This window comes from Bradyrhizobium sp. BTAi1 (genome assembly GCF_000015165.1).
Taxonomy (GTDB): domain Bacteria; phylum Pseudomonadota; class Alphaproteobacteria; order Rhizobiales; family Xanthobacteraceae; genus Bradyrhizobium; species Bradyrhizobium denitrificans.
Map to the genome: position 1 here is coordinate 2,982,587 of NC_009485.1, position 20,945 is coordinate 3,003,531.

A 20,945-nucleotide genomic window follows, 5' to 3' on the forward strand; every position below is an offset into this window, starting at 1 on the left:
CCCATGTTCAAGGGCGTGGGGAACCGGCAACGTCCGGGCCTCGCCCTTCGAGACGCCCGCCTTCGGCGGGCTCCTCAGGGTGAGGGGGGAGAGTCGTTGCGAGAACAGCGCGAAACGCAGGGGGCGCCCCGGTCGCGCGACTCTCTCTACGGGCGCTGCTTACTGCAATCCGCAGCGTCGACATCGAACTCGACCCTCTCCATGAACACGCCTCTCGGCGTGTTCATGGTCCGGTGTGCAGTGCCTCGGCTTTTGCCCCTCATGGTGAGGAGCGCCGAAGGCGCGTCTCGAACCATGAGGCCACCGTTCGGGCCTCACCCTTCGAGACGCCGCTGCGCGACTCCTCAGGGTGAGGGGAAGGTTCATCACTTCGGCGCGCGTGGATCGATCGGCGTGGAGGCCGCAACACCGAGAATGTCCTCCAGCACCTTGGCGCCGGCGAGCAGTTGGGCATCGGCGCGCGGCGCCGCGATCACCTGCAGGCCGACCGGAAGCCCCGACGCGGTGAAGCCGCAGGGCAACGACAGCGCCGGACAGCAGGCCAGCGTGATCGCGTAGACGATGCCGAGCCATTGCACGTAGTTGTCGAATTTGTGCCCGGCGCATTCGGCGACGTAGCGGTTCTCGACCGGGAAGGGCGGCACGATGGTCGCAGGCGCCAGCAGCAGATCATAGGTCTCGAAGAACCTGACGGCGCGCGCCGTGATCGCGACGCGCTGCGCCTCGGCGCGCGCGATCTGTGCGACCGTGAGCTTCAGGCCTTCCTCGATGTTCCAGATCACCTCGGGCTTCAACAGGTCACGCTTGGTGCGCAACAGCTCGGCCTTGCTCATCGCGAAGTCGAGCGCGCGCAGCACGTGGAAGCATTCATGCGCCTCGCTGAAATCGGGATGCGCCTCCTCGACGATCACGCCGAGCTCAGTGAAGCGCTGCGCCGCCTTGCGGGTGACCGCGGCGACTTCGGGATCGACCGGCGTGATCCCAAGATCGGGCGAGTAGGCGACGCGCACCGGCCTCTTGCCGGAGCGGGCCGCGGCCAGGAACGAGGTCGTGGGCGAGGGCAGCGAGATCGGATCGGCGGCGTACTCGCCGCTCATCGCGTCGAGCAGCAGCGCGAGGTCCTCGACATTGCGGGCCATCGGACCCTGGACGCCGAGATTGCGGTCGACCGCGACAGCCGGCGTATGCGCGACGCGGCCGAAGCTCGGGCGCAGGCCGACGATGCCGCAGAAGCTCGCGGGATTCCGCAGCGAGCCGCCCATGTCCGAGCCGTGCGCCAGCCACGCCATGCCGGTCGCGAGCGCGACCGCGGCGCCGCCCGAGGAGCCCGCCGCCGAGCGGGACGTGTCCCAGGGATTGCGCGTCGCGCCGAACACTTCGTTGAAGGTGTTGGCGCCGGCGCCGAATTCCGGCGTGTTCGACTTGGCGTAGATCACGCCGCCATTGGCTTCGAGATGCGTCACCAGGAGATCGGACTGTTCCGGAATCCGGTCCTTGAAGATCGGCGAGCCCTGCGTCGTCAGCACGCCCTGAACATCGGTGAGATCCTTGATCGGAACGGGAAGCCCGGCGAGCACCCCGCGCTCGGCGACCGGCTTCTGCATCAGCGCCTTGGCGTGAGCGCGGGCGCGGTCGAAGCAGAGGGTCGGAAGCGCGTTGACCTTGTCGTCGACAGCTGTGATGCGGGCTTCCAGCGCGTCGAGGCAATCGAGCGGCGTGATGACGCCGGCCTTCAACTTGTCGACGACGGCGCAGGCGGTCTCACGGATCAATCCCTGGTCGGCCAAAGTGCAGTTCTCCTGATTGGAAGCGTCCCGGCGAAAGCTGGTAGATCACGTTTCGGTCGGCGTGGAAAGGTTGCGGCGATCAACCCCACCCTGCGCTGATGCCGCCGTCGACGGTATAGATCACGCCCGACGTGTAGCCGGCACGGTCGGATGCCAGGAAGGCCATCAGGTCGGCGATCTCCCTGACATGCGCGGGGCGGCCGAGCGGCAGGCCCTTCTGGAATTCCGTGTAGCGGCTCTCGTCACCGAATTGCTGTCGCGCGCGGGTCTTCAGCAGGGTGACGTGGCGGTCGGTGCCCACCGGCCCCGGATTGATGCCGACGACGCGGATGTTGTCGGCGAGGCTCTTGGAGCCGAGCGCCCTGGTGAACGCCATCAGCGCCGCATTGCCGGCGCTGCCGCAGATGTAGTTGGCGTCGAACTTCTCGCCGGCCGCGCCGATGTCGTTGATGATCACGCCCGATCCGCGTGCCTTCATCTGTGCGTAGACCAGCCTGGTGAGGTTGATGAAGCCGAACACCTTCAAGTCCCAGGCGTGCCGCCAGGTCGTCTCGTCGATCTTGTCGATCGGCCCGCCCGGAATGTCGCCCGCATTGTTGACGAGGATGTCGATGTCGGCGGCCTCTTGGGCCAGCCGGGTGACGTCCTCGGATTTGCGCAGATCCACCACATGCGCCGCCGCATCGATCTGATGCTTCGACCTGAGCTGCTCGACCAGCGCGGAGAGCCGGTCGGCGCTGCGCGCCGCGAGGCGGACGTGGCAGCCTTCCTCGGCGAACACTTCCGCTGCTGCGGCGCCGATGCCCTTGGAGGCGCCGGTGATGAGAACGCGCTTGCCGCGCAGATGAAGATCCATGGAGGTTCTCGCTGAAGGGGAGGAGACCCGATTGTCGGGCGCGTCAGCCATGCGGTCAATCTTGCACCGCAGCGTTGCGTCGGTCCGCCATTTGGTCCATTCAGGCGATCGACCATTTGAGCCGGGACAGCCGGCGCCCCATCTGAGGATCCGCTCGATGAGCAAGAAGCCCTATCGCATCGCAGTCATCCCCGGCGACGGCATCGGCAAGGAGGTCATGCCCGAGGGGCTGCGCGTGATCGAGGCCGCGGCCAAGAAGCATGGCGTCGCCGTGCAGTTCGATCATTTCGACTTCTCGAGCTACGATTATTACGAGAAGCACGGCCAGATGATGCCGGATGACTGGAAGGCGCAGATCGGCAGCCATGACGCGATCTATTTCGGTGCCGTCGGCTGGCCGGCCAAGATCGCCGACCATGTCTCGCTATGGGGCTCGCTGATCAAGTTCCGCCGCGAGTTCGACCAATACGTCAATTTGCGGCCTGTGCGGCTGATGCCCGGCGTCCCGTCGCCGCTGGCGGGCCGCAAGCCGGGCGACATCGATTTCTGGGTGGTGCGCGAGAACACCGAAGGCGAGTATTCGTCCGTCGGCGGCCGCATGTTTCCGGACACCGACCGCGAATTCGTCACCCAGCAGACGGTGATGACGCGCACCGGCGTCGATCGTATCCTGAAGTTCGCGTTCGAGCTGGCGCAGTCCCGGCCGAAGAAGCACCTGACGTCGGCGACCAAGTCGAACGGCATCTCGATCACGATGCCGTATTGGGACGAGCGGGTCGAGGCGATGGCCAAGAACTATCCGGGCGTGAAGTGGGACAAGTACCACATCGACATCCTCACCGCGAATTTCGTGCTGCATCCGGATTGGTTTGATGTCGTGGTCGGGTCCAACCTGTTCGGCGACATCCTGTCCGATCTCGGCCCCGCCTGCACCGGTACTATCGGCATCGCGCCCTCGGGCAATATCAACCCCGAGCGCAATTTCCCGTCGGTGTTCGAGCCGGTGCACGGCTCCGCGCCCGACATCGCCGGGCAGGGCATCGCCAACCCGATCGGCATGATCTGGTCGGGCGCGATGATGCTGGAGCATCTGGGCGAGAAGACCGCGGCGCAGGCGATCGTCGGCGCGATCGAGCGCACCTTGGCCGAGCGGACGTTGCGCACGCGCGACCTCGGCGGCAACGCGGATACCGAGGCGTGCGGCAAGGCGGTCGCGGAGATGGTGGATTAGGAACGACGGTGTGTTGTCGCCCCGGCGAACGCGGGGGCCCATAACCACCGGCAGACATTTTTCGCACCGGTATCGACCACCGTCTGCTCTCGTTGCATCACGCGGTATGCGTCCCGGCATTCGCCGGGACGACAGGGGTAGTTTAGACGACAGCTCGGACAACGGCGTCATTGCCAGGAGCGCAGCGACGAAGCAATCCGGGCGTCGCGGGACGACGGATTGCTTCGCTTCGCTTCGCTCGCAATGACGAAGGGGAGGGTTGTTAGGTGCGCGCCACCCTTCGGCAATGCTCCCACGCTGCGTGGATCAGGTTCTCGCTCGCCTCCGGCGTCCGGAACGCGGAATGCGCCGACAGCGTCACGTTCGGGATTGTCGTCAGGACGTGATTGGCCGGCAGTGGCTCGGTGTTGAAGACGTCCAGGCCGGCGTGGTGGATGTGGCCGGAGCGCAGCGCGTCGATCATCGCGGCCTCGTCGACGATGGCGGCGCGGGCGGTGTTGACGAAGATCACGCCCTTGCGCATCTGCGCGATGCGCTGGCGCGACAGGAAGCCGCGGGTCTCGTCGTTGAGCAGCAGATGCAGCGAGACGACGTGGCTCTCTTTCAGCAACGTGTCGAGATCGGTGAACGCCACGCCAGGATGGCTCTTCGGCGAGCGGTTCCAGGCGATCACCTTCATGCCGCTGCCGGACGCGATGCGCGCCACCTCGGCGGCGATGCCGCCGAAGCCGATCAGGCCGAGCGTCTTGCCGGTCAGTTGCATGCCATCGTCACGCAGCCAATTGCCGGCGCGCATCTCGCGATCCATCTGCGCGAGGCCGCGGGCCGCGGCCCACATCAGCGCAATGGCGGCTTCGGCCACGGCGGTGTCGCCATATCCCTTGATCAGGTGGACGGTGATGCCGAGCTCGGCGAGCTCCTCCGGGTTCATGTAGCTGCGCGCGCCGGTGCCGAGGAACACGACGTGCTTGAGGCCCGTGCACTGCCGGGCGACATCCGTCGGCAGCGCGGTGTGATCGACCACGCCGATCTCGGCGCCGTCGAGGATGGCCGGCCAGTCCTCCGGCTTGATGTCCGGGTTGAGATGCACGCGCATCTCGGGATCGCCGGGTTGGCGCTGCCGCTCGAAGATCTCGGCAAGCGACGAGTTGGCGTCGATGAAAACTCCGCGCACGGATACCTCCTGATGAGCCCCTATTGGACCATGCGGGGCAGGGCGATTGGATGTGGTTTAGCCTGAAGCGTCTCGGGCCTCATGGTTCGAGACGCGCCTTCGGCGCTCCTCACCATGAGGGGAAACTCTTTCACCGCACACTTTCCCCTCATCCTGAGGAGCCGCGCAGCGGCGTCTCGAAGGATGAGGCCCCAAAAGAATGCGGCCACAATCGTCAGCCCATCACGACGCCACGCCGGCCAGCGACAGCACTGTGTGCAGCAGCACGTTGGCGCCGGCGGCGCAGTCGGACTGGGTCGCATCCTCCAGCTCGTTGTGGCTGATTCCGTCCTTGCAGGGGACGAACACCATCGCCGCCGGCATGATGGTGTTCAGATTGCAGGCGTCGTGGCCGGCGCCCGAGGTGATGCGGCGGTGCGCGTAGCCGAGCGCGCCGGCGGCGCGCTCGACGGCGTCGACCAGCTTGGGGTCGAAATGCGTCGGCGGCTTGCGCCAGACCTGATCGATCGCGATCTCGACCTTCCGCTTCTTCGCAATTTCGCTCGCCGCCGCGCGCAGGCTGGCGTCGAGCGCTTCAAGCGTGTCGGCATTGGCGCTGCGGCAGTCGATGGTGAAGGCGATCTCGCCGGGGATGACGTTGCGCGAGGGATTGGCGATCACGGCCTCGCCGATGGTGGCGACCGCATTCGGCCCGAGCTTGAGCGCGATCTGCTCCAAAGTGAGCGCGAATTCGGACAGTGCCAGCAGCGCGTCGCGGCGCAGCGGCATCGGCGTCGAGCCGGCATGGCTCTCGAAGCCGGTGACTTTGCCGTCATACCAGAACACGCCCTGGCCGTGATCGACCACGCCGATGGTCTTGTTCTCGGCCTCCAGGATCGGGCCCTGCTCGATATGCAGCTCGACGAAGCCGGAGAATTTCTGCGTGCCGACCTTGCTCTCGCCGCGATAGCCGATGCCGTCCAGCGCCTCGCCGACCGTGACGCCGTCCGCATCTTTGCGCGACAGGATGTCCTCGACAGTGAAGTCGCCGACATAGGCTGCGGACGCCATCATCGCCGGTGCGAAGCGCGAGCCTTCCTCATTGGTCCAGTTGACGATGCACAGCGGCGCGTCGGTCTCGATGCCGGCATCGTTCAGCGTGCGGATCACCTCGAGCGCGCCGAGCGTTCCCAGGATGCCATCGAACTTGCCGCCGGTCGGCTGGGTGTCGAGATGCGAGCCGAGCCCGACCGGCGGCTTCGACATGTCGCGTCCCTTGCGTAAGCCGAACATCGAGCCGAGCGTGTCGACGTGAACCTCGAGCCCCGCGTCCTCGCAGGCTTTGCGGAACCAGTCGCGGACCTGCCTGTCCTCCTGGCTCAGGGTCAGCCGGCGTACGCCGCCCTTCGGCGTGGCACCGAACTTGGCGGTCTCGTGGATACTGTCCCAGAGGCGGGCGGAATCGATCTGCAGATTGGTGACGGCGCGGCTCATGCTTGAATTTCCTGTACTCCGGCATCCTGTCCATCGCGCGCCGCGACGATCCCGTCAACCGATGCGGCCGGATGGCTGGCCGTCTGCGCCGTCCTGGCTGCGAGCTCGGCAACGCGCTCGATCGCGACCATCTCGGGCGATGACAGCCAGCTTGCGGTGAAGGTCAGTGGCGGAATCCGCAGATCCGTTTCTAGCTCCTGCAAGCGTCCGCTCTCGATCTCGTTGGCGACGATCGCCGCGGGAATCACGGCGACACCGAGGCCCTCGATCGCCATGTGGATGACGGTCGCCAGCGAGGCGCTGGCGTGCAGCCGCATCGGCGGCAAATGCGGCCGGTTGAACAGAGAGCGCACATTGTCATAGGGCTGGGTGTTGCGCGGGAAGGTGATGATCGGAAACCGTGCCATCTGCTCGGCCGTGACGAGGCCCTTGCCGAAGCCCAAGGCAGGGCTGGCCAGGAAGCTGATCGGGTAATCGCACAGCACCCGGCTGCGGATGCCCGACTCCGAGGGCGCCCCCAATGCGAAGGCGAGCTCGATCTCCTGCGCCAGCAGGCGCGCGTGCAGATTGGGCGTGACGTCGACCTCGATCTCCAGCGAGAGATTGGGATAGCTCTCGTTGACGCTCTTGATCAGCCGCGGCAGCCAGTCATGCACGATGGTCTCGGCCACGCCGAGTCGGAGAACGCCGCGCATCGCCGAGCGGTCGCCGACTTCGGCCAGCATCTCCGCACGCAGGCCGATCAGCTTCTCGGCATAGACCAGCATCTGCCGTCCGCTCGCGGTGGGCGAGGCCACGCGGTGATCGCGGTTGAGCAGCTTGACGCCGAGCTCGCGCTCGAGCTGGGCGATGCGCTGGGAGATCGCGGGCTGGGTGGTATTGAGGCGCTGCGCCGCGCCGCGGAAGCTGCCCAGCTTCACCACCCAGAGAAATGTCTCGATGGAACGGAAATCCAACATCGGCCCCGCCTCGGATCAATTTGTTTTATCGATCCTGATTAAAAACGAAGATTAGACTTTATAGCATGGCTGATGTTGAGTGAGTTTGTCGAGATATTAGGCAAATGGCTCAAATGACTGTTTCCGCGGCAGTGCAGCAACAGGCCGGCGAGGCCGGGCTTCTCCCCAGCCACCAGGCCCGTCTGGACTATCGCACCGGCAAGGGCTGGAGCACGGCGGGGGTCGCTAACGGCTTCGTGCAGGGTAATCTGGCGATTATCCCCGAGCAGTATGCCGGCGCCTTCCACCGCTTCTGCCAGCTCAATCCCAAGCCGTGCCCGATCATCGGCATGTCCGATCCGGGCAATCCTTTCATTCCGGCGCTCGGCGCTGATCTCGACATCCGTACCGACGTGCCGCGTTATCGCGTCTGGCGTGACGGCGAGATGGTGGAGGAGCCGACCGATCTGCTGGCGCATTGGCTCGACGATCTCGTCACCTTCGTGCTCGGCTGCTCTTTCTCTTTTGAAGAAGCGCTGATGGCCGACGGCCTGCCGATCCGCCACATCGAGCAGGGCTGCCGCGTGCCGATGTACCGCACCAACATCGCCTGCACGCCGTCTGGGCCGTTCGCCGGACCCATGGTGGTATCGATGCGCCCGTTCAAGCCGGCGCAGGCGATCCGCGCGGTGCAGATCACGACACGCTTTCCCGCCGTGCACGGCGCGCCGGTGCATCTCGGTCATCCCGACCAGATCGGGATCGTCGATATCAACAAGCCGGATTATGGTGATCCGGTGCCGGTCGCGGCGGATGAAATCCCTGTATTCTGGGCCTGCGGGGTGACGCCGCAGGCGGTCATATCAGCGGCCAAGCTGCCCTTCGCCATCACCCACGCACCGGGGCTGATGCTGATCACCGATCTCAAGAACAAGGATCTCGCCGTCCTCTAATCAGGCAGCTATGCCTCCTTTTGAGCTTTCACGCCGACCTCAACTCTTCATCGACGCGCTTTTATCAGAGGATCTTGCCATGACCATCACGCGCCGTAACGTCCTGCTTGGAGCCACCGCTGCCGCCGCGCTCGGGCCGATTGCTGCCCGTGCCCAGACGTCCGAGGTGAAGATTGGCGTCATCTATCCGTTCTCCGGTGCCAGCGCCCAGATCGGCGTCGATGCGCAGCGCGCGTTCGAAACCGCGGCCGAGATCATCAACGGCAAGTTCGATTACGATCTCCCGCTCGCCCGTAACGAAGGCCTGCCGGGCCTCGGCGGCGCCAAGATCAAGCTGGTGTTCGCCGATCACCAGGCCGACCCGCAGAAGGGCCGCGCCGAGGCCGAGCGCCTGATCACGCAGGAGAAGGTCGCGGCCGTCATCGGCTCCTATCAGAGCGCGGTCGCGGTCACCGCGAGCCAGATCTGCGAGCGCTACCAGATCCCGTATCTGTCGGCCGACAATTCCTCGCCGAGCCTGCATCGCCGCGGCCTGAAATATTATTTCCGCGCCGCGCCGCATGACGAGATGTTCTCGCAGGCGATGTTCGACTTCTTCGACGCGATGAAGAAGAAGGGCACCAAGATCGAGACGCTGGCGCTGTTCCACGAGGACACCATCTTCGGCACGGATTCGAGCAATGCCCAGCTCAAGCTCGCCCAAGAGCGCGGCTACAAGGTCGTCGCCGACATCAAGTACCGCGCCAACTCGCCGTCGCTGTCGGCCGAGGTGCAGCAGCTCAAGGCGGCCAATGCCGACGTGCTGATGCCGTCGAGCTACACCACCGACGGCATCCTGCTGGTCAAGACCATGGCCGAGCTCGGCTACAAGCCGAACGCCATCGTGGCGCAGGACGCCGGCTTCTCGGAGAAGGCGCTGTATGATGCGGTCGGCGACAAGCTCGAAGGCGTGATCTCGCGCGGCTCGTTCTCGCTCGACCTCGCCGCCAAGCGGCCGATGGTCGGCAAGATCAACGACATGTTCAAGGCGAAGTCGGGCAAGGACTTCAACGACTATTCCTCGCGCCAGTTCATGGGCCTGATTGTGATGGCCGACGCCATCAACCGCGCCAAGTCGACGGAGGGCGAGAAGATCCGCGACGCACTGGCCGCCACCGACATGCCGGGCGAGGCGACCATCATGCCGTGGAAGCGGGTGAAGTTCGACGAGAATGGCCAGAACAACGACGCCGATCCGGTGCTGCTGCAATATGTCGGCGGCAAGTTCGTCACTATCTTCCCGACACAGGCCGCCGTGGCCGAAGCCAGCTGGCCGATGAAATAAGCGCGCGCAGGGCGCCGGCGGCGCTCTGCATCGGACCATGGCGGAGCATCGGTCGTGCTCCGTCATTGCGAGGAGCGTAGCGACGAAGCAATCCAGGAGCCAGGGAGAAGGTCTGGATTGCTTCGCTTCGCTCGCAATGACGGGGGAGCAAGAGAAGTGACGGCAGAAACAATCATTCAAAGTCTCGCCAGCGGCCTGTTGATGGGCCTGCTCTACGGCCTGATCGCCGTGGGGCTGGCGCTCATCTTCGGCCTGATGGACGTCGTGAACTTCGCCCATGGCGAGTTTCTGATGATCGCGATGTACGCGACCTTCTTCCTGTTCGCGTTCTTCGCACTCGATCCATTGTTGTCGGCGCCCCTGGTCGCCGCCGCTTTGTTCATCTTCGGAGCTGTGGTCTATCTGCTGATCGTGAGATTTGCGGTCCGGGCCAAGGCCAATACCGGCATGGTGCAGATCTTCTCCACCTTCGGCCTCGCGGTGCTCATGCGTGGCGTCGCGCAGTATTTCTTCACGCCGGACTATCGCAGCATTCCGCACTCCTGGCTGGGCGGCAAGACGATCTCGATCGCCGGAATCTACCTGCCGCAGCCGCAGCTGGTCGGCGCGCTGATCGCGATCGCGGCTTTCGCCGGCCTGTACTTCTTCATCCACCGCACCGATTTCGGCCGGGCGCTGGAAGCAACCCGCGAGGACGCCGGCGCGGTGGCGCTGGTCGGCATCGACAAGAACAAGGTGTTCGCGCTCGGCTGGGGCCTCGGTGCGGCGTTAGTCGGCCTTGCCGGCGCGGTCATGGCGATCTTCTTCTATGTCTTCCCGGACGTCGGCGCCTCGTTTGCGACCATCGCCTATGTCACGGTGGCGCTCGGCGGCTTCGGCAGCGTGTTCGGCGCCTTTGCCGGCGGCATCGTGGTCGGTCTTGTCGAGGCCATCACCACCCTGATCCTGCCGCCATCGCTCAAGACGGTCGGCATCTATGGCGTCTATCTCCTCGTCGTCTTCATCCGCCCGCGCGGCCTGTTCGGATCGATCTGATGGACAAGGCATTCATTCAACGTCGCCGGCGCGACCTCGTCGTCGCCGCCTTCCTTGCGGCGATCGCCGCGGCCGTGCCGCTGTTCGTCAAGGACGTCTATGTCCAGAACATCATGGTGCTGACCCTGATGTATGCGGCGCTGTCGCAGAGCTGGAACATCCTGTCCGGCTATTGCGGCCAGATCTCGCTCGGACATGCGCTGTATTTCGGCCTCGGGGCCTATACGACCGCGATCCTGTTCACGAAGTTCGGCGTGCTGCCCTGGTTCGGCATGCTCGCCGGCGGTCTGATCTCCGCGCTCATCGCGATGGCGCTCGGCTATCCCTGCTTCCGGCTCGGCGGCCATTACTTCGTCATTGCCACGATCGTCATCGCCGAAATCACGCTGCTCTTGTTCCAGAACTGGGATTGGGCGGGCGCCGCGCTCGGCATCGACATTCCGGTGCGGCGCGACTCCTGGCTGACCTTCCAGTTCACCCGCTCGAAGCTGCCATATTTCTACTTCGCGCTGGCGCTCGCCTGCGTCGCCTGGTTCGTCACCTGGTGGCTCGAGGACTCCAAATGGGGCTATTGGTGGCGCGCGGTGAAGGACAATCCGGTGGCCGCTGAAAGCCTCGGCGTCGACGTGTTCAACTCGAAGATGGGCGCCGCGGCCGTCTCGGCCTTCTTGGTCGCGATCGGCGGCAGCTTCTATGCGCAATTCGTCTCCTACATCGACCCAGAGAGTGTCATGGGCTTCCAGTTCTCGCTGCTGATGGCGCTGCCGGCCGTGCTGGGCGGCATCGGCACGCTGTGGGGACCGATGCTGGGCGCGGTGATCCTGATCCCGCTGACCGAGTTGACCCGCTCCTATATCGGCGGCTCCGGCCGCGGCGTCGATCTGATCGTCTATGGCGGCCTGATCATCGCGATCTCGCTGGCGCGGCCGCAAGGGCTCGTCAGCCTGTTCTCCCGCAAGCCGAAGCCGGCCGCTCAGCCGGCGCGAGAGGCGGTGGCGTCATGACCGCGTTGTTGGAAACCCGCAACATCACGCAGCGCTTCTCGGGTCTGACCGCGAACTCCGATGTCTCGATCTCGGTCGGGCGCGGCGAGATCGTCGGCCTGATCGGTCCGAACGGCGCCGGCAAGTCGACCTTGTTCAACCTGATCGCCGGCGCGTTCAAGCCGAGCGAAGGCACGATCCTCTTCGACGGCGAGGATGTCACGGCGCTGCCGGCCGCCGAGCGCTGCCAGCGCGGCATCGGCCGCACCTTCCAGGTCGTGAAGAGCTTTGAGAGCATGACGGTGATCGAGAACGTCATCGTCGGCTCCCTGGTGCGCAGCACCAACATGCGCGACGCCCGTCGCAAGGCACATGAGGTGCTGGCCTTCTGCGGCCTCGATGCGCGGGCCGACGTGCTGGCGAGCGACCTCGTGCCGTCGGAGAAGCGGCGGCTCGAAGTGGCCCGCGCGCTTGCAACCGAGCCGAAGCTGTTGCTGCTCGACGAGGTGCTCACCGGCCTGACCCCGGTCGAATCGCAGAAGGGCGTCGAGCTCGTGCGTCGTGTGCGCGACACCGGCATCACGGTGCTGATGGTCGAGCACGTCATGGAGATCGTGATGCCGCTGGTCGACCGCGCCATCGTGCTCGACCTCGGCAAGGTGCTGATCGAAGGCAAGCCCACGGATGTCGTCCGCGATCCCAAAGTCATTTCCGCCTACCTCGGAGACCGCCATGCTGTCGGTGCGTGACGTCACCACCGCCTATCAGGGGCTGGTTGCGATCTCGAACGTTTCGATCGACGTCGAGAAGGGCGAGATCGTCTGCGTCGCCGGCGCCAATGGCGCCGGCAAGTCGACGCTGTTGAAGTCGATCGCCGGTGCCGAGCGGCCGCGCGCCGGCAGCGTCACCTTCGACGGCAACCGCATCGACGGCATGGCGCAGCATCTGATCACCGCGAAGGGCATCGCCTATGTGCCGGAGAACCGCCGGCTGTTTCCGCGGCTCTCGGTGCGCGACAACTTAAGGCTCGGCAGCTATCTCTACCGCAGCGAAGCGAATCGCGACGAGCCGCTCGACTTCGTCTTCAAGCTGTTCCCGCGCTTGTCCGAGCGGCTGGAGCAGCGCGCCGAGACCTTGTCGGGCGGCGAGCAGCAGATGCTGGCGATCGGCCGCGCGCTGATGACCCGGCCGCGGCTCCTGATGCTCGACGAGCCGTCGCAGGGCATCATGCCGAAGCTGGTCGACGAAATCTTCCAGGCGGTGAAGCGCATCCGCGATGCCGGCATGACGGTCCTCATCGTCGAGCAGCGCATGGCCGAGTGCCTCGAGATCGCCGACCGTGCCTACATCCTGCAAACCGGCCGCGTGCTGATGCAGGGCACAGCGGCCGAGATCAGCGGCAACAAGGACGTGCGGAAGGCGTATCTGGGGCTCTGAAGCAATACATTTAATTGCCTGCTCGGCTTCGTTGTGTTCGCGGTGCGTAGCGAAACCATCGAGAGTCCGGTCCGCGGCCCCTGGATCGCGTCGCTGCGCTCGCGATGACGGAGTTTGCGGGGGACGGTGGCGCCCACCCCAACCGTCATTGCGAGCGCAGCGAAGCAATCCAGGACTGTCTGAACAGGAGACGGTCCGATTTGCAGTCAAGGTCAGTTCAGCGTTTCGTAGAGATCGAGCCATTGCGGATTGAGCGCTTCGACCAGCAATAACTTCTTCTTGCGGCTGCCGGACTTGATCTGCTTCTCGCGTTCGATGGCAGCCATCATCGTTTCGTGCGGCTTGTACCACACCAATACCTTGCAGCCATAGGTTTTGGTAAAGCCGGCAATGAGGCCTTCACGATGCTGGTAGGCCCGTTTCGGAAGATCGCTCGTCACGCCTACGTAGAGCGTTCCGTTCCGGCCGCTTGCCATGATGTACACGTAGGGATGTTTCATCGGCACACCCAACATCAAGCGGGGCGGCAGAGTATCACCTGGAGTCTTTTCTGGAGCCCCTGGATCGCTTCGCTGCTGTTCAGCCCGGGGACATGGCTTACACCTGTTCGGGGACATAGTTGACACTTTTGGGGTCGCGCAAATCGATCGCTGCGATCTGATGCGCGGCAAAGAAAATTCCGAATTTTCCGTCCTGGCTGAGCGGGCGAATAGCGAGCCGCTCGCTGCGAAAGGCTTGCGGGACTTTCCAGAGCCGTCCCTCGAAACTGACATAGGCCTTGGTGCTCGACACCGAACGGACGATCTCACCCTCGTCGTATTCCACCGTCGGAAGGCGATCCGGCATCGTTCGCGGGCTGGGCCGGTAGCGGCTCGCCGGCACATCGAAGTCGAGAGCCTCGTGGGGCCGGTCGAGATTGTAGACGGCCCGCCATTCGTCGAGCGCCCGCTGGACGTCGTCAAGGTCCCTGTAGCGCTTGAAGGCAAAGACTTCGGCCTTCAGGCTGCGGTGGAAGCGTTCGTTCTTGCCGCGGCCCTGAGGATGATACGGCCGGCTGTGGATCGTTCGAATGCCGAGCTTCAGAAGCCAGACCGTCAGCGCGGTCCAGGGGTCTTCGAGAGTAAAGCCCCAGGGACCACCATTATCGACGAACATCGCATCCGGCAGTCCATAGCGGCGGAACGTCGTCTCCAGATGTCCTTTGACCGTAGAGCCGCGCTCGTTGTCACACGCCGCCAGGCACACGGAGAAGCGCGAGTGGTCGTCCAGCGCAGTCAGCGGGTGACAGGACACGCCGTTCTCCAGCGCACTGTGCCCCTTGAAGTCCATCTGCCACAGCTGATTGGGCGCATCCTTCTCGAAACGCCTGTACGGCTGCCCCGGCGTGCCTGCAGGCTCGCTCACGCGATCGTAGCGGCGCAGGATGGTGTGCACGGTGGATATCGCCGGGACAGTTTGCCCGTCGCGCGCGAGACGACGTGCGAGCTTGCGCGCGCCCCAGGCCGGGTGAGCGTCGCGCAACGCGACGATCTGCTGCTCAGTCGCAGCCGCCGTGCGCTCCGGACTCCGATGCGGCCGCCGCGACCGGTCCGCCAGCGTCGTATCGCCGGCGTCATACCGCTGGATCCATTTGTAGCCGGTCTCGGCGCTGATGCCGAACTGACGGCACAGCTTCCGCCGGTTCACGCCCTCCTGCTTGGCAAGCATCACAAACTCTCGTCGCTGGTCCATGACAGACACCTCTCGCCACGGCATCGCTCGCCCCTTTGCTTGACGAATCGAGCCGATTTTGAGGTGTCAACCATGTCTCCGAACACCTGTCAGCCATGTCCCCGGGCTGAACACTGCGCTCGCGATGACGGAGTATGTAGGATCTGCGGTGCCCGCCACAACCGTCATTGCGAGCGCAGCGAAGCAATCCAGGGGCCAAGGCCAAGGTCTCGTTGGAGAGGATGTCGAGCGACAACGGTGATCGAGTATTCACCCGTCTTGCCTCACACCATCCCCTTGCCCGCATCAGACCCCTGTCGCCGTTGGCGGGCCTGCAGCACCAGGATCACTGATAGCGCCGCGAAGATGACGACGAAGGACACCGCCGAGGTCAGTGTGCCCAGCGCGTAGATGTCGGGCTTGGTCACGGTCGTCGTCAGGCCCTGCAATTCCAGCGGCAGCGTATTCACGGAGCCGATCGCCTGGCTGGAGCGGGCGAGTTCGTCCCAGGACAGCGTGAAGCCGAACAGGCCGATGCCGACGACCGAGGGCAGGATGATCGGCAGCACGACGTGGCGGAAGGTCTGCCACGGCGTGGCGCCGAGGTCGCGCGCGGCTTCCTCGAGCCGGCCATCGAAGCGGTTGAAGATCGCGAACATGATCAGGAGGCCGAACGGCAAGGTCCAGGTCAGATGCGCGCCGAGACCCGACGTGAACAGGCCCATGGCGGTGGTGTAGCCGTCGGCGAGCCAGCCGAGGCCGACATTGGCGCCGTGCTTGTTGACGAAATCGTCGATCAGGCGGAATTCCAAGGCGATGCCGAGCGAAGTGATGATCGAGGGCATGATCAGGCTGGCGATCGCGGTGTAGAACAGGATCGAAGCGCCGCGGAACGGCTTGCGGAAGGCCATGCCGGCGGCCACCGACAGCACCACCGTGATGACCATCACCACCAGGCCGAGCGCCAGCGAGCGCTTGAAGGCCGCGCCGATGTCGACAATGCCGCCGCCGGAAAACACCTTGCCGAACCAGGTGAGCGACACGCCGTTCATCGGGAACGTCAGGCCGCCATCCGGGCCCTGGAACGACAGGATGTAGATCGCGATCATCGGCCCGTACAGGAACAGCACATAGGCCGAGAAGAACGCGGCGAGGATGTAGAAGGAGCGGGGACGCTTGTCTCCCATCTCAGAGCTCCTTGCGCACGTCGACGATCCGCGTCAGGGCGGAGATGATGATGATGGTGATGCCGAGCAGGATCACGGCGTTGGCGGCGGCGGCCGGGAATTGCAGCGCCGACAGCCTCGACTCGATGATCTTGCCGGCGGAAGCGATCTGCTGGCCGCCCATCACGCCGATGGTCACGAAGTCGCCCATCACGATGGTGATGACGAAGATCGAGCCGATCACGATGCCGGGCTTCGACAGCGGAATGACGATGTTGACCAGCGTCTGCCAGCCCGATGCGCCGGCGTCATAGGCGGCCTCGATCAGGCGCTTGTCGATGCGGATCATCGAATTGAAGATCGGCACCACCATGAAGAAGGTGAACAGGTGGACCAGCGCCAGCACCACCGAGAATTCGGAGAACAGCAGCCACTCGACCGGCTTGTTGATAAAGCCTGCGCCGATCAGGCCCTGGTTGACCAGGCCGTTGCGGCCGAGCAGCGGAATCCAGGCGATCATCCGGATCACGTTGGAGGTCCAGAACGGGATGGTGCATAGCAGTGACAGCACGATCTGCCAGGTCTTGCTGCGGACGTGAAAGGCGAGGAAATAGGCGACCCAGAAGCCGATCAGGAGCGTCAGGCCCCAGGTCAGCAGGCACAGTTTCAGCGTCTTCAGATAGGTCTTCAGGATCGTGCACAGCTCGGGCAGATTGGCGACGCAGCCCTCGAACGTGTCAGTATAGCCGCGAAAGCTGAAGGCCGGGATCATCTCATATTCGTTGTAGTCCCACGCGCTGACGATGACGACGAGCACCAGCGGCAAGAGGAAGAACAGCGCGAACACCAGCATCATCGGCCCGGCCTGCAGCCAGGCGATCGAGCGCATGGTCAATTTGCGGAGGGCGCCTTCGGCCGGCGCAACGCTGTCGGGCGAAGTTTCGATCGTCACGGCCACGGGAATACCTGTCGTCGGGTCGCGAATGCTTGGAGCGGCTGAGAAAGGCTGCCGCGCCCACGGGGAGGCGGGCGCGGCAGCATGATCGGTCACATCAGGCGGCGATGAACTCGTTCCACTTGCGCACCATGTAGTCGTTCTCGTCCATGACGGCGTTCCAGCAGACCACATTGCCCATGCGGTCCTCATAGGAGCCGCCGTCGCGCACGGCGCCGGCCTTCTCCATCAGGGTGCCGTCCGGCGCCTTGATGTCGTTCTTCGCCGGCTTGCCTTCCATCCAGTAGCCCCACTCGTCCTCGGTCATGTTGGCCTTGGCGGTGGACAGCACGGCCGAGTAGTAGCCCTGGCGATTGAGATAGGCGCCGGCCCAGCCGGACAGGTACCAGTTGACGAACTCATAGGCCCAGTCGAGCTTCGGCCCGCCGGCGACGGCTTTGGACACGCAGAAGCCGGAGGCCCAGGAGCGATAGCCTTCCTTGAGCGGCTGGAACACGCAGGGGATGCCCATCGAGCGCACCTTAGTGACCGCCGGCGACCACATCGATTGGATCACCGTCTCGCCCGAGGCCATCAGGTTGACCGACTCGTTGAAGTCCTTCCAGAAGGCGCGGAACTGGCCGGCCTTCTTGGCCTCGGTCAGCACCTTCATGGTCAAGTCGATCTCGGCCTTGGTCATGTTGCCCTTGTCGGCATATTTGTACTGGCCGGTCGCCTCGACGACGAGGGCGGCGTCCATGATGCCGATCGAGGGGATGTTGAGGATCGAGGCCTTGCCCTTGAACTCGGGGTTGAGCAGCTCGGCCCAGGACGAGATCGGGCGCTTGATCAGGTCTGGGCGGATGCCGAGCGTATCGGCGTTGTAGACGGTCGGGATGAGCGTGACGTACTCGGTCGGCGTCGCCGAGAAGGTCTTGGAGTTCGCTCCCTCGAGATAGAGCACCTTCCACGGCGCGGTGCCCTGGCCGCCGATCTTCTTGCCGTTCGGCAGCTCGCCCTTGGTGAAGACGGGCGTGATATTGTCGAATTCCTTGATCTTGCGCGCATCGAGCGGGAAGATGTTGCCCGAGGGCACCAGCTTCTTGAGCGAGAAATATTCGGTGTCGAGCACGTCGAACGAGTTCGGCTGGGTGATGACCCGCTTGGTGACGTCGTCGGTCGTGGCAGTGATGTATTCGATCTTGATGCCGGTGTCGGCGAGGCACTTTTTCGAGATCTCGTCGCCTTCGTTCACCGCGGTGCCGAGATAGCGCAGCACCTTGGGGTCGGCAGCGTGGACATAGGGCGCGCTGAGCAGCGTGCCTGAGCCGGCGAGACCGGCGACGCCGGCCGCGCCCTTGAGCAGCGAGCGGCGGCTGATGGATGTCTTTTTCGATCGATCAGTCATGATCATCTCCTTGGGATCAGAACGAGCAGGTGAAAATCAGGCCACGAGTTCGGCAGCCGGCGCGGCCGACGTCGCGGAATGGGGCGTCAGAGCGTCGGCGAGCGCCGGATTCCAGGTCACGACGACGCGTTCGCCGATCACGTGGGTCTCCGCGTCGAACTGATCGTCGCTGAGCTGGGCCGAGATTTCAGGGCCGCCATCGGTCGTGACCGCGATGAGCACGTAAGTGCCCTGATATTCGATCTTGCTGATCGTGCCCGGCACAGCCGGGCCGTCGATCGCGGCAGTCGGCGCCTTCAGCTGAATGCGGTCGACGCGCACCGCGAAGGTCTCGCCGTTCAGCGGGATCACGTTGTGGCCGCCGATGAAGCGGGCGGCGAATTCGGTGCGCGGATGGTTGAAGATCTCGCGCGGGCTGCCCTGCTGCTCGATACGGCCGCCATTCATCAGCACCACGAGATCCGACAGCGCCATCGCCTCGTCCTGGCCGTGGGTGACGTGGATGAAGGTGAGGCCGAGCTCGCGTTGCAGCCGTTTCAGCTCGGCGCGCATGCGCAAGCGAAGGAACGGATCGAGCGCCGACAAGGGCTCGTCGAGCAGCAGGATCTGCGGCGAGGTGATCAGCGCGCGTGCCAGCGCGACGCGCTGCTGCTGGCCGCCGGAGAGCTGCGCCGGCAGCCGGCCGGCATAGCTCTGCATGTCCACGAGCTCGAGCAGCTCGCGCGCGCGGGCGTGGCGCTCGGGCTTGGACACGCCCTTCATCTTCAGCGCAAAGGCGACGTTGTCGATCACCGAGAGATGCGGAAACAGCGCGTAGGACTGGAACATCATCGCGGTGCCGCGCCCGGCGGGCGGCAGCTCGGTGACATTCTTGGCGCCGACGATGATGTCGCCGGAGGTCGCGGATTCGTGGCCGGCGATCATGCGCAAGGTCGAGGTCTTGCCGCAGCCGGACGGGCCGAGCAGGCAGCAATAGGAGCCGGCGGGAATCCGCAGGTCGATCGCGTCGACGGCGGTGACGTGACCGTACATCTTCGTCACCTTCACCAGTTCCAAGCTCGCGCCCGCCGCCATCCGCCCTCCATATCGCCTGTCGTCAGCAAGAACCGGGCATGAGTCATCGTCCGCACGGTCGGGCGCCCGGCTCCCGACGGCGTGGTGTCTGCAACGGATATGCCAAGGGATCGGCGCCCGCGTTGCGCGGTGCATAAAGAGTGCGCTCAGCCCGCGATGCGTATGCAATTGGCGCGCACGAGCCGTCCGCCCCGGCTGCGGCGACCCGCGCGCCGAGCAAAGACCCAGGAAAACAGCTGCAACCACGGCGGTGTGGAGGCACTTTGTCCGTTCCCGTCTGTGCATCAGGCGTGTGGAGCGGACGCCGCTGCAATTGATGGTGGAAGATCCGAACGCGCTCCCGCACCGCAAAAGGGCGGCAGTGCCGGCATCTGCCTATCGATCGAGCGGCCGCTGATGGCCTGCGCAGCCATGTTCTGCCTCAACATTAGGCATTATTGCCATCCGGAGGCAAGGCGGAACGGCGAGCGACATGGCGGCGCAGGCGTGGCTCGGCTAGCGCAGCACCGCGCGCAATTTGGCCTGGGCGGCCGCCATCAGCATGCGTTCAGCGATGCCGCGCAATTCGGCGACCCCGATCCGATCGGATTCGGCGAAGATCTCGTAGGACTCGGTCGTGATCGGAAACCAGCGATAGAAGCGCGCCTCCTCGAACAAAACGCGGGCGGCCGCTTCGATCTCGGCGGGCGATGGTGCAGGGTACTGCATGTGCGTCCACCGGGCCGGTTCGATCAGTGATGATCGGCGTGATCGGGCAGAGTGAGGCCGAACACCTTCACCAGATCGTCGACCTGCTGCGGCGACAGATGCCGCGGATTGAGCCCGCGCAGCAGCAGATAGAGTTTGGCGGTCTCCTCCAACTCCTCCATCGCGAACACCGCCGCCTCCAGCGTGTCGCCGGACACCACCGGCCCGTGATTGGCGAGCAGCACCGAGGCGTATTGGCCGGCGAGGCCCTTGATCGCGTCGGCGACGGCCGGATCCCCGGGGCGATGATAGGGCACCAGCGCCGTCTGGCCGCAGCGCATCAAATAATAAGGTGTCAGCGGCGGCAGCGCCATCAGCGGATCGATCTCCGGCAGCATCGAGATTGCCACCGAATGCGTCGAGTGCAGATGCACCACGGCGCGGGCGGCGGCGCGGGTCTGGTACAGCGCGGTGTGCAGCGGCACCTCCTTGGTCGGCGCGTCGCCCGACATCAGCCTGCCGTTGGCATCGAGGCGCGAGAGCTTGCCGGGATCGAGGAAGCCGAGCGAGGCGTTGGTCGGCGTCACCAGCCAGCCGCCATCGTCGAGCCGCACGCTGATGTTGCCGGACGAGCCCGGTGTCAGCCCGCGCTCGAACAGCGAGCGGCCGAACCGGCAGATGGCCTCGCGAATCGCAGTATCCGCCACGGGTCTTTCCTCGTTCCTCACCTCTTGCCGCTTTGTCTCACGCTTTGGCAGCGTGGCCAAGCCGTGAT

20 protein-coding genes are annotated in these 20,945 nt (G+C 64.8%); 7 read left to right on the forward strand and 13 right to left on the reverse strand.

Features of this window, described 5'->3' with window-relative positions; all coding sequences use genetic code 11:
- Positions 1-365: 365 nt before the first annotated feature.
- Positions 366-1,787: an amidase gene (locus tag BBTA_RS13410; RefSeq protein WP_012043025.1), complete on the reverse strand. Its 1,422-nt coding sequence runs from the start codon at positions 1,785-1,787 to the stop codon at positions 366-368.
- A 79-nt stretch (positions 1,788-1,866) separates the two neighbouring features.
- Positions 1,867-2,643 (reverse strand): SDR family oxidoreductase, encoded by a 777-nt coding sequence (locus tag BBTA_RS13415; RefSeq protein ID WP_012043026.1) that lies wholly within the window; start codon positions 2,641-2,643, stop codon positions 1,867-1,869.
- Between the two features lie 157 nt (positions 2,644-2,800).
- On the opposite strand from BBTA_RS13415, the gene BBTA_RS13420 reads away from it, so the two are divergent.
- Positions 2,801-3,874 carry a tartrate dehydrogenase gene (locus tag BBTA_RS13420; protein WP_041750617.1) on the forward strand — a complete coding sequence of 358 codons (1,074 nt, stop codon included), beginning with the start codon at positions 2,801-2,803 and terminating at the stop codon, positions 3,872-3,874.
- A 262-nt stretch (positions 3,875-4,136) separates the two neighbouring features.
- Here the strand turns inward: BBTA_RS13420 and BBTA_RS13425 are convergent, their stop codons facing one another.
- The 3 genes from BBTA_RS13425 to BBTA_RS13435 all read right to left on the reverse strand — a co-directional run bounded on the left by BBTA_RS13425 (position 4,137) and on the right by BBTA_RS13435 (position 7,480).
- Positions 4,137-5,048 carry an NAD(P)-dependent oxidoreductase gene (locus BBTA_RS13425; protein WP_012043028.1) on the reverse strand — a complete coding sequence of 304 codons (912 nt, stop codon included), beginning with the start codon at positions 5,046-5,048 and terminating at the stop codon, positions 4,137-4,139.
- 222 nt (positions 5,049-5,270) lie between these two features.
- Entirely contained in the window at positions 5,271-6,521 is a 1,251-nt protein-coding gene (locus BBTA_RS13430; RefSeq protein WP_012043029.1) for a Zn-dependent hydrolase, read from the reverse strand.
- On the reverse strand, positions 6,518-7,480 hold the full coding sequence (locus BBTA_RS13435; protein WP_012043030.1) for a LysR family transcriptional regulator: 963 nt from the start codon (positions 7,478-7,480) through the stop codon (positions 6,518-6,520). Before BBTA_RS13435 ends, BBTA_RS13430 begins: the two co-directional genes overlap by 4 nt.
- A 113-nt stretch (positions 7,481-7,593) precedes the next feature.
- On the opposite strand from BBTA_RS13435, the gene BBTA_RS13440 reads away from it, so the two are divergent.
- The 6 genes from BBTA_RS13440 (at position 7,594) to BBTA_RS13465 (ending at position 13,191) form a co-directional block, all read left to right on the forward strand.
- Positions 7,594-8,412 carry a putative hydro-lyase gene (locus BBTA_RS13440; protein WP_012043031.1) on the forward strand — a complete coding sequence of 273 codons (819 nt, stop codon included), beginning with the start codon at positions 7,594-7,596 and terminating at the stop codon, positions 8,410-8,412.
- A 79-nt stretch (positions 8,413-8,491) separates the two neighbouring features.
- Positions 8,492-9,736, forward strand: coding sequence for an ABC transporter substrate-binding protein (locus BBTA_RS13445; protein WP_012043032.1), 1,245 nt, complete (start codon positions 8,492-8,494; stop codon positions 9,734-9,736).
- Positions 9,737-9,892: 156 nt separating this feature from the next.
- On the forward strand, positions 9,893-10,771 hold the full coding sequence (locus BBTA_RS13450) for a branched-chain amino acid ABC transporter permease (RefSeq protein ID WP_041750618.1): 879 nt from the start codon (positions 9,893-9,895) through the stop codon (positions 10,769-10,771).
- Complete coding sequence (locus tag BBTA_RS13455) at positions 10,771-11,775, forward strand: branched-chain amino acid ABC transporter permease (protein WP_012043034.1); 1,005 nt, start codon at positions 10,771-10,773, stop codon at positions 11,773-11,775. The genes BBTA_RS13450 and BBTA_RS13455 overlap by 1 nt, the downstream gene beginning before the upstream one ends.
- Positions 11,772-12,503, forward strand: a complete 732-nt coding sequence (locus BBTA_RS13460) for an ABC transporter ATP-binding protein (protein WP_041750619.1) — start codon at positions 11,772-11,774, stop codon at positions 12,501-12,503. The genes BBTA_RS13455 and BBTA_RS13460 overlap by 4 nt, the downstream gene beginning before the upstream one ends.
- Positions 12,487-13,191: an ABC transporter ATP-binding protein gene (locus tag BBTA_RS13465; protein ID WP_012043036.1), complete on the forward strand. Its 705-nt coding sequence runs from the start codon at positions 12,487-12,489 to the stop codon at positions 13,189-13,191. Before BBTA_RS13460 ends, BBTA_RS13465 begins: the two co-directional genes overlap by 17 nt.
- Positions 13,192-13,403: 212 nt before the next feature.
- Here BBTA_RS13465 and BBTA_RS13470 read toward each other — a convergent pair whose 3' ends face one another.
- The 8 genes from BBTA_RS13470 to BBTA_RS13505 all read right to left on the reverse strand — a co-directional run bounded on the left by BBTA_RS13470 (position 13,404) and on the right by BBTA_RS13505 (position 20,877).
- Positions 13,404-13,691 (reverse strand): GIY-YIG nuclease family protein, encoded by a 288-nt coding sequence (locus BBTA_RS13470; protein WP_012043037.1) that lies wholly within the window; start codon positions 13,689-13,691, stop codon positions 13,404-13,406.
- A 97-nt stretch (positions 13,692-13,788) separates the two neighbouring features.
- Positions 13,789-14,946, reverse strand: a complete 1,158-nt coding sequence (locus BBTA_RS13475; RefSeq protein WP_083780649.1) for an IS481-like element ISBrsp4 family transposase — start codon at positions 14,944-14,946, stop codon at positions 13,789-13,791.
- A 239-nt stretch (positions 14,947-15,185) separates the two neighbouring features.
- A complete protein-coding gene (locus BBTA_RS13480) occupies positions 15,186-16,088 on the reverse strand; it encodes an ABC transporter permease (protein WP_012043039.1) in 903 nt (300 codons plus the stop codon).
- A 1-nt stretch (position 16,089) separates the two neighbouring features.
- Positions 16,090-17,025, reverse strand: coding sequence for an ABC transporter permease (locus tag BBTA_RS13485; RefSeq protein WP_041750620.1), 936 nt, complete (start codon positions 17,023-17,025; stop codon positions 16,090-16,092).
- Positions 17,026-17,119: 94 nt separating this feature from the next.
- Positions 17,120-18,409 (reverse strand): PotD/PotF family extracellular solute-binding protein, encoded by a 1,290-nt coding sequence (locus BBTA_RS13490; protein WP_012043041.1) that lies wholly within the window; start codon positions 18,407-18,409, stop codon positions 17,120-17,122.
- Positions 18,410-18,445: 36 nt separating this feature from the next.
- Positions 18,446-19,483, reverse strand: coding sequence for an ABC transporter ATP-binding protein (locus BBTA_RS13495; RefSeq protein ID WP_041750621.1), 1,038 nt, complete (start codon positions 19,481-19,483; stop codon positions 18,446-18,448).
- Between the two features lie 495 nt (positions 19,484-19,978).
- Positions 19,979-20,191, reverse strand: coding sequence for a hypothetical protein (locus BBTA_RS13500; protein ID WP_012043043.1), 213 nt, complete (start codon positions 20,189-20,191; stop codon positions 19,979-19,981).
- A gap of 23 nt (positions 20,192-20,214) precedes the next feature.
- A complete protein-coding gene (locus BBTA_RS13505) occupies positions 20,215-20,877 on the reverse strand; it encodes an aldolase (RefSeq protein WP_012043044.1) in 663 nt (220 codons plus the stop codon).
- Between the last annotated feature and the right edge of the window lie 68 nt (positions 20,878-20,945).